This is a genomic window from Schlesneria sp. (assembly GCF_036405755.1).
In the GTDB taxonomy this organism is placed as follows: domain Bacteria; phylum Planctomycetota; class Planctomycetia; order Planctomycetales; family Planctomycetaceae; genus Schlesneria; species Schlesneria sphaerica.
The window spans coordinates 1-13861 of sequence record NZ_DASWWZ010000728.1 but is presented as its reverse complement, the minus strand read 5'-3'; the positions used below and the strand labels follow the sequence as shown (position 1 = coordinate 13861).

8 protein-coding genes and 1 pseudogene are annotated in these 13861 nt (G+C 57.6%); 4 read left to right on the top strand and 5 right to left on the bottom strand.

Annotated elements, in window-relative coordinates; genetic code table 11:
• Both VGE80_RS24005 and VGE80_RS24000 read right to left on the bottom strand, forming a co-directional pair.
• Nucleotides 1-231: pseudogene (locus tag VGE80_RS24005) on the bottom strand (PepSY domain-containing protein); the annotation flags it as partial.
• Between the two features lie 870 nt (nucleotides 232-1101).
• Nucleotides 1102-2337, bottom strand: a complete 1236-nt coding sequence (locus tag VGE80_RS24000; RefSeq protein ID WP_440594408.1) for a cytochrome-c peroxidase — start codon at nucleotides 2335-2337, stop codon at nucleotides 1102-1104.
• Nucleotides 2338-2678: 341 nt separating this feature from the next.
• Between VGE80_RS24000 and VGE80_RS23995 the strand changes: the two genes are divergently transcribed.
• Nucleotides 2679-3767, top strand: coding sequence for an NHL domain-containing protein (locus VGE80_RS23995; protein ID WP_440594407.1), 1089 nt, complete (start codon nucleotides 2679-2681; stop codon nucleotides 3765-3767).
• A gap of 54 nt (nucleotides 3768-3821) precedes the next feature.
• Nucleotides 3822-5624 (top strand): hypothetical protein, encoded by a 1803-nt coding sequence (locus tag VGE80_RS23990; RefSeq protein ID WP_440594406.1) that lies wholly within the window; start codon nucleotides 3822-3824, stop codon nucleotides 5622-5624.
• Nucleotides 5625-5772: 148 nt separating this feature from the next.
• Here VGE80_RS23990 and VGE80_RS23985 read toward each other — a convergent pair whose 3' ends face one another.
• The 3 genes from VGE80_RS23985 to VGE80_RS23975 form a co-directional block, all read right to left on the bottom strand.
• Nucleotides 5773-8466 carry an O-antigen ligase family protein gene (locus VGE80_RS23985; protein ID WP_373650603.1) on the bottom strand — a complete coding sequence of 898 codons (2694 nt, stop codon included), beginning with the start codon at nucleotides 8464-8466 and terminating at the stop codon, nucleotides 5773-5775.
• A gap of 299 nt (nucleotides 8467-8765) precedes the next feature.
• Nucleotides 8766-9323, bottom strand: a complete 558-nt coding sequence (locus tag VGE80_RS23980; protein WP_373650602.1) for a hypothetical protein — start codon at nucleotides 9321-9323, stop codon at nucleotides 8766-8768.
• 319 nt (nucleotides 9324-9642) lie between these two features.
• Entirely contained in the window at nucleotides 9643-10884 is a 1242-nt protein-coding gene (locus VGE80_RS23975; RefSeq protein ID WP_440594405.1) for an NAD(P)/FAD-dependent oxidoreductase, read from the bottom strand.
• A 401-nt stretch (nucleotides 10885-11285) separates the two neighbouring features.
• Between VGE80_RS23975 and VGE80_RS23970 the strand changes: the two genes are divergently transcribed.
• Complete coding sequence (locus VGE80_RS23970; RefSeq protein WP_373653859.1) at nucleotides 11286-12206, top strand: metallophosphoesterase family protein; 921 nt, start codon at nucleotides 11286-11288, stop codon at nucleotides 12204-12206.
• Between the two features lie 228 nt (nucleotides 12207-12434).
• Nucleotides 12435-13844 carry an argininosuccinate lyase gene (gene argH, locus VGE80_RS23965; protein WP_440594404.1) on the top strand — a complete coding sequence of 470 codons (1410 nt, stop codon included), beginning with the start codon at nucleotides 12435-12437 and terminating at the stop codon, nucleotides 13842-13844.
• Nucleotides 13845-13861 lie beyond the last annotated feature (17 nt).

The following is a 13861-nucleotide window of genomic DNA, read 5'->3' as shown; positions in this document are numbered from 1 at the left end:
AGACCCAACTTTAGCATTGATCCCACTGACAACCTCTTCTGCAATGTCGACGGCTTTGGGTAACGAAGCGACAGGGGTACCTCGTGTATGACTCTGACGAACATGAATCACCAGCTGTTCCGGCCAGAACGTCGAGTGATTAAACAGGAAGCCCGTCACGCCAAACAGGATGACCCACGGGATCAGTAAGAGCCCCGCGTAAAGATGTCCACGGCGGATCAGATGGAGCATTGATTTCGAGATCCAACTTCGCCTGCGGTGCGCTCCCGCAGCGGACGTTTGGCCCGATTTTCTGGCCCTCATTAATTCCAGCGGCGATTGCAGGGGGGAAATCGAGTTACGGGTATTCGAACCGGGATCCCCCATGTTGATTGGCTCGATGTGAGGCGAGAGATTGGAAACATGGCTGGCTGGGGCGGGGTTAGGGGGCATCGTGACGCCGACGATAAAAGAACAATCCTCTCTTTGCAAATGAGAACGTAAGAGGATTTTCGCCGTGTCCAAGTCACTGGAAACAAGCAAAACTTTTCCCTGGCGATGACGGCGTTGGGGATTGATTTCGGCGGGGCAACCGCAAACGGCTCGCCGAGCGATCAGACCATCTCCCACTCGAATCAGCAAAGCAGAATTACACGCTGCTGCGTGGCGTTAGCGTTCCAACACCTTCTTGGCAGTGACGCGTGCAAGTTTGACCCCATGAGTCACGATGAAATTTTGGCAAGCGTTGCGGAGTATTGCAGAACTTAGCGACTCCTCCCTCAAAAGTATTTTTGAATTCAGATTGGTTTCAGATTCCCGTTTGTTCGGGAGTGGGCACGGTCGCGGATTTGTGTCGCAGCGCCTCTGGTCCGTCCAGCGAAGTAAATCAGGAGCGGCGAACGGGCGGCCCATCCAGTCAGGGGAGAAAATGGCTTAATTGCCGATCAGATTGTCGAAATCAGGTTTAAAAGTTCGATTGTGCCAGTGGTGGCTTTGTAAAGCTGAAGCTCTTGCAGGACGACGCGAGGCCTCGTGCCCAAGGTACGAAAAATGAGGCCCGTGCGGTTGTACACACGGGCCTTGAGCGATTGTCGCGTCGGCGTTCCGAACAGACTTACGTGGTTACTTGGGCAGGCGGTCCATGCGGACGGGTGGCAGGTCTCCCTGCAGGGCGATCATGTAGGCGACGAGGTCTTCCTTTTCCTGAGCGGTCAGGTTCAGCTTTTTCATCTTGTCGCTCAGGTAAGGATTCGGATGGCCCCCTTTGTCGTACCATTCGACGACCTCTTCGAGCGTGTTCAGGCTGCCATCGTGCATGAAGGGGCCGGTCTGAGCAACGTTTCGAACCGTTGGGGTCTTGAAGGCACCACGGTCTTTATCATCCTTCGTGACGTCATAGCGGCCCAGATCGGGATCTTTCTTATCCATCCCGATGCCGATGTTGTGGAACTTCTCGTCGGTGAAGTTGGCCCCGGCATGGCAGGCGGTGCAGTTCGCCTTGCCGAAGAACAGTTCGCGACCTCGTTTGGCTGACTGCGAGACCGGATGAGCGTTGCTGGCTCGTTTGAGCTTCCAGTAAAGGTCATAGGATTCGCGGTCGTCTTCCTTGAAGGCCTTCATGTCTTTCAGATCGTCTTTGAACGTCTTTTCAAAGTTGAGCAGTGGCTCGTAGTAATCGGCGGGCGAAGTTCCGGTCACCAGTGCACGTTCAAATGTGGCGATCGCCTTGGCTGCGGTATCGATCGTGACGCCTTCCCCGGGGAAGATCTTATCGAACTGCAGGCGGTAGCCTTCGATTCCCTTCAAACCGGTCGTGGCCGCTTCGTGGGTATGTCCCATTTCGATCGGGTTGGCGATCGGTCCTTTGGCCTGCTCTTCCAGCGAATCGGCCCGGCCGTCCCAGAACTGAAGGGTGCTCAGGATGCGGTTATAAGCGATGGGGGAATTGCGTCCGCCCACCTGTCCGCCGATCCCTTCGCCGAAGGTCGTATTACGGCCGTAGGCATCTTCAGGATGATGGCAACTGGCGCAACTGATCGTGGTGTCGGCCGAGAGTCGCGTATCAAAGAAGAGCTGTCGTCCCAGCTCAATTTTGGCCCGCGTCATCGGGTTATTCTTGGGGATCGAAATATTGTTCGCCCCCAGCGACAGCCCTTCCGGCAGTTCGACTTCGAGCGTGACATGGTTGGCAGGGTTATCGAGCCATCGCTTGATCTGTTCGATGGTCAATTCTCCCTGTCCCGGAATCCCTGCTGTCAGATCGGGTGATCCCAGCAGGACTTTAGGGGACGTGTTTTCCTGTGCCGTCGCGACATGCGCGGAAGAGAGAAGGATGGCTAGACACGTTGCGAATCTCATTCAGCGTCTCCTTGAAGATCCCCGAAGCCCCGCTTCCAGACGGAAACGCGTTCGTGGGAGTGACTGATATATCCTAGAAGAGTAGGCGTGATCCCCAAATAATCCAAGCGGAACGCCTCAATTAATCGCTCGCTCAAGACGTCTGGGCGAACCCCTGTGGCAAAGCCCCTGCGCCGCCTTGATGAGTCTGACCCGGCAGGAAGAATTTGTGTGATTTCGAACTCCAGGCCGTTCGTTGGGGACGGCGATGAAGCGGTTTCTGGTATCATTGAAATGCCTGCGCAACGATGACTACCATCGACCTGAACCAGCACCCGAGTCACGAATGTGAGAAACCACGTATGAAGCTTTCAACCTGGCTCAGCCTTCTCGTTGTCTTCGGTGTCACCGCGTCCGCCGCCGTCGCGGGCGAAATCTTCACACTGGCCGGCAGTGGTCAGGAGGGCTATTCCGGTGATGGTGGCCCGGCGACGAAAGCCAATCTCAATCAGCCGTTCGGACTGGAGATCGGCCCGGACGGAGCCCTCTATTTCTGCGAGTTTTCCAATCACATTGTCCGGCGACTGGATCTAGAGAAGAAGACACTCTCCACGGTTGCGGGAACCCCAGGCAAGCCGGGCTACGGGGGGGACGGCGCAGCAGCCACGTCGGCCTTGCTGCACGAACCTCACGAGTTGCGGTTTGATGTGGAAGGTAACTTTTACATCTCGGACACAAACTCGCAGGCGATTCGCAAAGTGGCCACGAAGTCGGGCCTGATCAGCACCATCGCCGGGACGGGAGTCCCGGGCTTTGCCGGTGACGGCGGTCCTGCTGTGAAGGCTCAGTTGAACTTGCCGATCGCCGTAGTTCTCGATGGTGAGTCGGGTGCGTTCATCTGCGACATCAAAAATCATCGGGTCCGACGAATCGATTTCAGCACGGGGATCATCTCGACATTCGCGGGGACAGGTGAGCGTACCGCCACCAGGGACGGGGGATTGCTGGCGGAATCAGCCTTAAACGGTCCCCGGTCGATCGCCGTCGCCAGCAATGGTGATCTGTATGTGATCCTGCGGGAGGGCAACTCCGTTTACCGCATCGACCGCGCCAAGGGAATCATGCACCATGTCGCGGGGACAGGCAAACAGGGATTCTCAGGAGACGGCGGTGACGCTCGAAAAGCTCAGCTTGCCGGCCCGAAAGGAATTGCCATCGATCACGACGGCAATCTATTACTGTGCGATACAGAAAATCACGCGGTCCGAATCATCCACAAGGAATCGGGCAAGATCGACACGCTGATCGGAACGGGTAAACCGGGGGACGGTGCCGACGGCGATCCGCTCAAATGCCAGCTTCACCGTCCCCATGGAGTTTTCGTCGCACGTGATGGTGCGATCTACGTTGGGGACAGCAGCAATCATAAGGTGAGAAAGCTCGTCCGGTAGTGCGGGAATGAACCGCCACTCACATGGTCAGACTGAAGATTCGAGGATCCTTGTTTGTCTGGTCGCATTCGATTCACCGAGCGTCTGTCTTGCCTGCTACTGATCCTCACCCCCGCTGCGCCCTGTCTTGCCCTGGAAGAAGCTCCTGAGGTCGTCACTCGCCCCAGCCACTCTGCCGAACTGATCGCCCCTTTGACAGGTGAACTCGGCAGCGGGCTGACTCGTCTGTCGCAAACGATCCGTGGCACACGAATCGATCTTCCCCGCCAGCCGCGCGTCAGCCGGTCACACCGCTTTCTGTACCAGTTCACACTGATCAGCGGGGATCGATTCCTGGGCGAGTTGCTTGCCAGGGACGAACACGCTACGAAGGTGCGGCTGCAGACTCGACAAATCATTGAAGTTCCCTCCTCTGCCATCACACAGATCGCCAACCCGCCCGGCGAAGCAGATCTGCTTTACGATGGGTTTGAACACGACTCATCTGTTCCTTCCGAAACGGGCGGGGGCCGGATACTGGATCCTCAACGTGCCGCCGACGGGAAGTCGTCGCTGCGTCTGGACCCGTCAGCAACGGGATACTCGATTCCGCTCGATCCACCGATCCTGTCCGGCCGCGTGGAGTTCTCATTCTTTGCACAGGTGCATGATCCGAGTCAGAGTGCGGGAGAGTGGCGGCTCGTCTGGAACCGTGACGCCCCCGACGCCGAATCGATGATTGTCCGCGTGGGAGCTGACCATTCCGTGTCGATCGCGGGAATCGCGATTTCACCTGCCGCCCCGCGGCTGAAGATGGAACCTGGCTGGCACACCTTCCTGATGCGTGCTCAAGGGGGCCGCGTCGAGTTTCTGATCGATGAATCCACGCTCGCGACTGTCAGGGGACCTGCGACCCCGCTGGCTTCGATCGACTTCCGACCTGCAAATCCAGATTCCGGCAACGGTCTGTGGATTGATGAACTGCACGTTCGCAGATACGTCGAGACAAGCCAGCCACTGGCGGGATCAATCGACGCCGGTCTGCGTGACAAGCTCGTCACCATCACGGGAGATGAACTGTTCGGTCAGATCACCCACCTTTCGCCTCCCAGCGTTCAACTGATAGCGCTGGGTCAGTCCCGATCAATCCCGCTCTCGCAACTGGTTTCCTTGAACTGGCATCAACCCGATCGCGCAGTCAACCAGCGAACCAATCCGGCAACAGGTGTCTCGGCCCTCATTCAACTGCAGCCCTTCGTCGACCGTCCCGACTGCCTGCCCGAGCGTCTGACCGGCACGATCCGTGATATCGACGCCAGGCAAATCCAGGTAAGGCATCCGCTGATGGGAGACATGACGTTTCGATGGTCTGAAGTCCTTCGAGTGACCCCACGTTTCTTCGGCCAGTCGGTTCTGGTCGACGCACGACGGTTTCATCTGGGAAATTCCATTCGCTCCGATTTTCATCGTCAATTACCGGACGGAACCGAAGTCTCGGGTGAGGTCGTGCTCAATGACGTTCCCGCCGGGGAGGCGTTCTTCACAATCGACGTCGCCGAACTCGAGGCGTCAGGTCCGAAAGCCCCGCCCGCCAGCCCGTTTCTTCCCGAACTTCGCCGCGGTCAATTGATCACGGAAGTTCTGATCAATGGGGACAGCATCGGGGATTTGAATTCGCAGGTCCGTTTCAAGGCAAGTGCCGCAAATCCGGATCGAGTCCGGCTCCCCATTCCCGACAGCCTGCTAAAGCCCGGCCGGAATACGTTCCAGTTGAAACAGCATTCTCTGGAGAAGCGGACCACCGAATTCGACGACTGCGAAGTCGGCAACATCCAACTGGAATTTGAATCAACTTTCCTGACGCCGACAGCCCGGTGAAACAAAACGCCTAACGCGCCTTCTTCGATGCACGTGCGTCTGGTAGAGCGGGGCGTTTCGAGATGACCTCCATGAGAGAGGTGGCCCCGCATTCAGGGATTCACCCGGTACTTCACACGCCCCCGCGTCGTTCTCGTTCGCCGAGAGATCAGGGTTGAAAACTGGTCTGTTCGATTTCGTCTTCGATCTCATCCATCGAAGAAGGGGTCAGCTTCAGCCGTTCGATGACCGCCTTGGAGGTCAGTTTTCGCAGGTTCGAGTCACCCGGCTGCCGGTTAGTGCACCATTCGAGATGCTCTGACGCTTCGACGACGCGATCGGAATTCATCAGGTCCAGGCCGAGCATGTAGTGAATCGAGTACGAATGAGGCAACCGTTCCACGGCCAGCTTCAATACATTCACCGCCTCGTCGCGATCCCCCAGTTCAATGCAGGCGTTTCTGACCGAGATCATGGTGGTTTCCAGTTCCTCATCGGACGTGAGGGATTCTGCCCGGACGAGTCCTTCTTCGATGTATCTCCGCTGGACCCGTTCAGCCTCTTCGTCGCGCCCCACTTTCTTGTAGGCTTGTCCGATGAGCTCCAGTGCTTTCCAGTCAGGCTGAAATTCGGTTTCAAAGAATTCCACGTCCATCTGACCGGCCAGGATGTTCGCGATCCGTTCCTGCATGCGGCGGCTGCCAGCGAACGCGGGACGCCAGTACTCGAGAGCTCGGTCCATGTCCCCTTCCTGCAGTTCCGAAGCACCAACCAGATACATCGTATCGGGGTCCCGGGGCCGCAGTTTCAGCGACTGGCTGAGGCAGCGTTCCAGAAAGTCCGCATCATCCAGGCGATCCAGAAAATTGAGGTCGGCCAGCAGGATGTACGACTTCGAACGTAAAGGACTGTTGGTCAGTGACCGGTTGAGAGAGCGTTTGGCCAGCCTAAGGAACTTGAGATTGGTCCCGACGGAGCGACTGAGCCACTCGCTGGAGGCTTCCGCGGAAGGGAATTCCGATGCTTTCACAGCGTCACGCAGCATCCCCACCGACATGGTGTTCTCGGCCTTCTGCTGTCGCAGATCGAAGAGCTGCATGTAGGCAAAGCAGGCCGTTTCCTGCAGTTTGGCATCGTGCGGATTCACGCGCGCGGCCAGCACAATTTCTTTGAGGCGCTGCTGTGTTTCCGCCTCGAATTCTTCCTCTGTCAGATCGTTGTCTTCAGACGTCTCCAATCGCGGTCCGTGCGTGCGATACATCGCGGCCTGCAGCGAAGGATACTTGAGATCAAACATCCAGACGGCGACAGCGCCGACGACACACATCCCCATCGCCGAAACCAGGCGTGGAAGTCGGAACGTATAGGCCCGAGCCCCCGCGCTTTGCCGCGCGATACGGTACAGCCGGGCAACGCAAGCCAGTTGCACAGCCAGCATGATCATGCACGACGGGGTGTACCAGAAGAAGTCGCAGGCCGCATGCGCGACGTTGGCTATCAGACTCGCCAGGATGGCGGCGGCGGCGGAACTCGCTTTCTGATCCCTGTTCCAAAGTGCCCCCAGGCACCACCAGAAGCAGGTCGCGATGACCAGTCCCGTCACGACCAGTCCGGCGATCCCCGACTCAGACGCAATCTGAAGATAACCGCACTCTGCATGCGAGTACTCATAGCCATCTTCCCCTTCGTTCTGGATATGCAATTGATAGGCATCGCTATGTGTCCCCACACCGGTTCCCAGGACGGGAAATTCCTGCGCGACACGAATATTTGCCTGCCAGATCTCGGTACGTCCGCTGTCCTGTTCAAGACGATTTGCCAAAACCGCCTCGTACTTACTCATCGAGAACAGGGTGCTCGCGCCGACTCCGACCAGAATGAGTGCAAAACCAAACTTCGCCGAGGCCAGCCCTGTGCGACAGAGCACGATGATTGCGACGAGTGTCGTCAGCGCCACAGCGGCCAGTCCCCCACGGGACAAAGTCAGCAGCACGGTGAGGACAATCCCCCCCAGCGCACAGAGCAGCAGCGTCACGCATAGACCGTGCATCCCGTCTGGCATGCCGGTGCTGTTCGCCCGATCCTCTTTCTGCTGTTGCAGGCGCCGAAGGACCCACCAGATCAGCGGAGCGGTTCCGAGAGCCAGAAACTGGGAAAGATGGTTTCGATTCGTGAAACAACCCAGCGGATAGGTCATCGTCGACATGAAGGGATGTTCATAGACCCAGAAGAACTTCCCGTTGCTCAGCAGAAACTGGACCTGGGCGAAGCACATCATCGCCACCGCCGCCAGCGCACAGCGGCAGAGCGTCTGTTCGACGTCATCCACGGTTCGAATTCGCTGGAAGGCGATGAGAAACAGCAGCGCATAGGACACGAACGTGGCGATTCCCGATGTCGTTTCCCAGGGTGCCAGGGACAACTGATTCCAGGCACTCGGGAAGATGCCGGCTGTTTCGGGATCAAACCAGAACGGCAGGACTTCTTTGATCTGCGGGGAAATGGCGAGCAGATATTCTGTCGGCAGCGGCACGATCTGGGCCACCCCGACCAGGATCCCGGCGATCCACAGCCATTCACTGCCGCTCCACGAATACCGTGGTTCTGAGGTCGTCAGCAGATGCATGATCCAGCAGAATGTCGTGACGGAAGCGCCAATGACCAGGGCCAGTTGACCGCTGGGGAGACGCCCTGCCATTCCAATCGAGACCGCGATGAGGGTCCCCCACAGACAGATGTCTGTCGCTGTCACCAGAAAGGGCTGGTTCGCTTTGGTGGAAGAAATGCCAAAGTCCGAAATCGGATTATTGTGCCGCGAAGAGCGTCTTCGGCGGGAACTTTGCGGGATAGCTTTGTGCGACATGGCAATGCACGCTCGGCGTAGTAATCTGACTCCGTGACTCACGCGAAATGAGCCGTAGAATCGCAGCAACCCCTCTTTCTGCAAATACCAATTCGACCTGACGGAAACCCGTGCCAAGAAAGGGGGTTCCAATTCGGAAGGAATCGGCGCCCAGCAGCCGAAATTGCCGGTCTGTCGCCGATCCCGCCCGGCCAAGGTCGCGAAATCCGCACAGCCGACGCCGCGCAATTGCCAAAGACGAACGCATGCGTCTGGCAGCGCATGCGTCGAGGGTTTTATGGAGACGAGTACCGAACGAATTATTCCTGGACAGGAATACTGATGACGAGTGCGGCGAAACGGGGAGTTTTCCCGGGGTCCGTCGCCATTCCTGTATGACATCCCACACATCCGGCGGAAAGAGGAATCATCCCCGCCCGACGGTAGTAGCCATCTTCCACAGCACCGAACTCCGTTTTACCCGAAGCGATGGCGGCAGCGGCGTTTCGTTCAAAGTCAGTGCTGGGCTCGTGATCGACACTCATCGGCTTCGTATTGACGGAGATCCACCGCGCAGTGGAATGCGTCTGCTGTGCGACATCGGCAAAAACGTCCTCCATCGCCCGCGCAGGAAGCACCGATTTGTTCACGCGGAAATAGTGATGGTGCATCGTGTCCAGCGTGGCGGCATAGATGTGATGCATCAGCTCCGATCGCTCCTTCGCGGCTTCAACGGTAAAGCGAACGGTTGGCTCGGGTTTCCGTTTAGCCCCCCCCTTCTTCCCCTGCGGATCGTCCCCTGCTGGTGACTTCACACCACTGAGTAATACGACTGCCGCACAAATCACGACGATACATACGAGCGTTCGGCTGGTCATCCTGGATTCCTCAGCATCAAGTTAGGTGGGCGTGGTTCACATCGCAGATTGTCGGGAAAATCGTAATCTGTGAGGGAACTGGAAAACACGGGCAAACAGGTGTCTGGCAGGCTGAATTGAGGGGCTTTTGCTCTGAGACAAACTCAGAAAGCCCCGGGGAGGTTTGCATTTTGCCAATGCGGCGGGAAAGAGCTGAGCCGCCCGTGCGGCTCAGCGGAAATTTCCTGGTTCAGATCGACGTTGTCAGTGATTCCTCGATCCTTCTTCGGCTTGAAGCCTTATTTTGCATTCCGGATCAGAGGAAGAGAAGTCAAGTTGATCAGGTCGGCTGGGCGTTCAGAGCTTCACTCCGCATCAGGTCGATGGACTCAAAGACGGTGTCGAGTTCCTCTTTGAACAGATCACCGATCAGCAGGTCTGTCACCGCCCCTCGCAGATGAGGGAACCGGCGAACGAACCGGCCGAAACTGAATCCGTCGTAGTACTCGCACACCAGTCGCCGCATGCGATTCATTCCGCGGACATAATCGGCTTCCCATTTCCCGAGCTGGGCACGGGAGGTATCTCCCTTCGCCAGACCTTCGACAATGCTGTCGGCCGCGAGTTCCCCTGACTTCAGTGCCAGCAGGACTCCGGACGAATACAGGGGATCGAGGAAGCCGAAGGCGTCACCCACCAGCACCCAGCCGTCCCCCGAGGCACGGCTCGAGCGGTACGTATAGTCCTTCGTCGCATAGTAACGGGACGCTCGTCGTCCGACCGAAACACGTTCTTTGACACTGGGGCAACGGTCCAGTTCCTCAAGGTACGTCTGCTCGTGGTCCCCCCGGTTTTTGAAGAGGTAATCGAAATCCCCCACAACACCGACGCTGACACGATTATCGTGCTGCGGGATGTACCAGAACCACCCCTGTTTGTCGTGCGTCTGAAGTACCAGCGTGGCCCCTTCGTCACGACCGGTGTCCCGGTAGGCTCCTTCAAAGTAAGTCCAGATTGCTCCCTTGTTGAGCTGCGGGTCCGAGACCCGCAGTCCGAACCGGTTGATAATCATCGAACTCTGGCCGCTCGCATCGACCACGACATCCGCCAGGATTTTTCGCGTCCCCTGCTCTGGCGTCGTGACTTCAATCCCAACGGCCCGTTCCCCTTCGAACAGCACGTCCCGGACACGCGCCCCCTGATGAACCTTTACGCCTTGTTCTTGAGCGTTCATGAGCATCATCTCATCGAACTCGCTGCGAAGCACCTGCCAGGTCGCCGAACATTCGTGCGGTTTGTTGTCATGAAAGTAGAACGGGGTCGAACTTCGTCCGCTGGCGTTCACGAACTGAACACTGTGCTTCTTGACGAAATGGCTCCGCTTCATCTTGTCGAGCATCTTCAGTCGCTCAAGCACCCAGTACGTCTCGGGAATCAATGATTCGCCAATGTGAAACCGGGGAAATACCTCGCGTTCGAACAGTTCGACATTGATCCCCTGTTGGGCCAGGAGTGTCGCCACCGTCGATCCGGCAGGACCACCACCAATGACGACAACTTGAGGACCCTGATTCTCGGTCATTTAAACGCTCCTGTTTGCTCAGCCGTGCGAGGGTTTGGTGCAGTAGTGGCCCGCTGCGGGGATCCGGGGAGCCTGACGGACAGGACTTCGGCTTCCCGAAACCGACATTACTCGTTCAAACAACCTTTGTCGAGACGTATATAAGACTTTTTTGATCAGAGATTGGAATTCAGGAGAATTCGCAGCAAAACAGTCAGATCGCTCGAATGCAGTTCCCCCCTGCTAACATGGCCTCAAAACGGGCCAAGGGGGATATACTGGCCGGAAGTGACTCCCCGACTCATCTTCGTCACCTGCATGCCGGCCCCGGGTCACGTGGCGAAGATGTGTTCATCAAGGGAGAACCAGCCCTTGTTTCCGCACCGGGTGTCCTTTCGATTCCTTTACCACAAGGCGAAAAAATGATGATGAGCGACCGCGAGAGCGCAACACGTGTCGGTAGACGAGCCTTTTTTCATCACGGTGTGCTTTGCCTGGCCGCCGCCTCCGTACTCGATCCCCACTCTCTCTTCGCGGAACCCAATGAAAAATCGCTGAAAGTGGGCCTGATTACAGACCTGCACTACGCAGATAAACCTGCGGCGGGGACTCGTCACTATCGCGACACCCTGAAGAAACTGACCGATGCAGCGACCGAGTTTGAGCAGCAGACAGCGAACTTTGTCGTCGAACTGGGTGACTTCATCGACGCCGCGGATACCGTGGAAACAGAGCTGCGATACCTCAACACGATCGATCGCGAGTTCTCGGCAATTTCCCGGGATCGCCACTATGTCCTGGGAAATCACTGCGTCGATACGCTGACCAAGAACGAGTTTCTGGAGGCCGTCGGTCAATCAAAGTCTTATTACTCATTCGACCGGGGGGACTTTCATTTCGTCGTGCTCGACGCGTGTTTCCGCAGTGACGGCCAACCGTATGGACGAAAAAATTCCCAGTGGACGGACGCCAACATCCCTCCGGCCGAGGTGGAATGGCTTCGAGCGGACCTCAAGGGGACTCAGAAAAAGACGGTCGTCTTCGCCCATCAGCGTCTGGATGTGAGTAACGATCACGGGGTGAAAAACGGCCCGGAAGTTCGTCAGGTGCTGGAGCAGTCCGGCAAGGTGCTGGCAGTCTTCCAGGGACATAGCCATCAGAACGATCTCCGCGAGATCGGCGGCATTCACTACTGCACTCTGGTTGCGATGGTGGAGGGCGCCGGTACCGAAAACAATGGTTATTCCGTCATGGACCTGGATCCTGACGGAACGATTCGGCTGAAGGGTTTTCGCCAGCAGAAAGGGTACACCTGGCCTCGAGAGACCGTCCACGGTTCCTAGGCCGACGCCGCGCGAACCGAATGCGTCGTGCATTGAACCCTTTGAGGGACAGCCCAACGGCGTCGGGAACGGGGCACGTCCGGTGATCAGAAGCAGCCCTTCCGGCAAGAACATGGCACGGAGTTTTTCTGCCCATGGGCGTTGCGAACCGTACCTGCTTCAACGAGATTTTGATAAAAGCGTGCATCACGCCTGATCGATACAGAGATTTTATTGCAGGAGCCAATCTTGTCCGTCAAACCTTGGGGCGGTGCCTTCGACGAACAGACCGACCCGCGCGTCGAGAAATTCACCGAATCCATTTCCTTTGATCATCGACTTGCCGCCGTCGATATTCGGGGTTCGCAGGCGCACGCTCGCATGCTGGCCAAAGTCGGACTGCTCACTGCGGACGAATGCCGTCAGATTGTCGAAACCCTGGACCAGATCGGGGGCGAAATCGCCCGGGGCGAGATGGTCTGGAAGACGGAACTCGAAGACATCCATATGCACATCGAGTCGGCCCTGATTCAGCGGATCGGCGATGTGGGCCGCAAACTGCACACCGCTCGCAGTCGAAATGATCAGGTCTCGACGGATCTCAAGCTGTACGTGCGCGATTCCCTGACAACCCTCGACGGATTGCTCGAAGAACTGCAAAAGGCCTTTGTCGAGCGATGTGAAGCCGATGCGGACGTCGTCCTGCCGGGATTCACGCACCTGCAGCGTGCTCAACCCGTCATGGCGTCTCACTACTGGCTGGCCTACTGCGAAAAGTTTCAGCGCGATCGCGAGCGAATTGCTGACTGCCTGAAACGAGTCAACGTCCTGCCACTGGGCGCTGCCGCCCTTGCCGGTACATCCCTTCCCATCGATCGCGACGAATCGGCAAAGCTGCTCGGCTTCACCGGTACCGCAGCGACGGACACCTGTTCCATCGCCGTTGCCGCAAACAGCCTGGACGTCTCGAGCGACCGGGATTATCTCGCCGAATCGATCTTCGACCTGTCACTGATTGCCGTTCACCTGAGTGGCTGGGCCGAGGAATGGATCCTGTGGTGCACGACGGAATTCGGCTTCCTCAAACTGCCCGACGCGTATACGACCGGTTCATCGATCATGCCGCAGAAGCGGAATCCCGATGTGCTGGAGCTGATTCGCGGTAAGTCCGCTCGCGTGATCGCCGACGTCACCCAGATTCTGACGCTTCTGAAGGGGCTCCCCCTGGCCTACAACCGCGATCTCCAGGAAGACAAGCTCGCCTTCTTCGATGCACTCGACACCGTCCAGGCCTGTCTGGAACTGGCACCGAACATCGTCCGGCGAGCCCGCCTGCAGGTTGAAACCATCAACGCGCGGCTTGAGGAAGGATTCCTGGATGCCACCACGCTGATGGAATACCTCATCGGACGGGGCGTTCCCATGCGAACCGGTCACGAAGTCGTGGGGAAACTGGTCCGGCTGTGTGAGTCGAAGAAGTGTAAGCTCGCCGACCTGACCCTCGCCGAACTACAGCAGGCCTGTGACAAGATCGAAGCAGGTGTGTCAGACTACGTTGGCGTTCAGAACGTCGTCGCGCGCCTTTCCAGCCACGGCAGCGGCGGTCGAGTCGAAGTGCAAACGCAAGTCGCCGCCTGGCGAGAACGACTCAAAGGATAGTCTGGAAGAACTGCTCA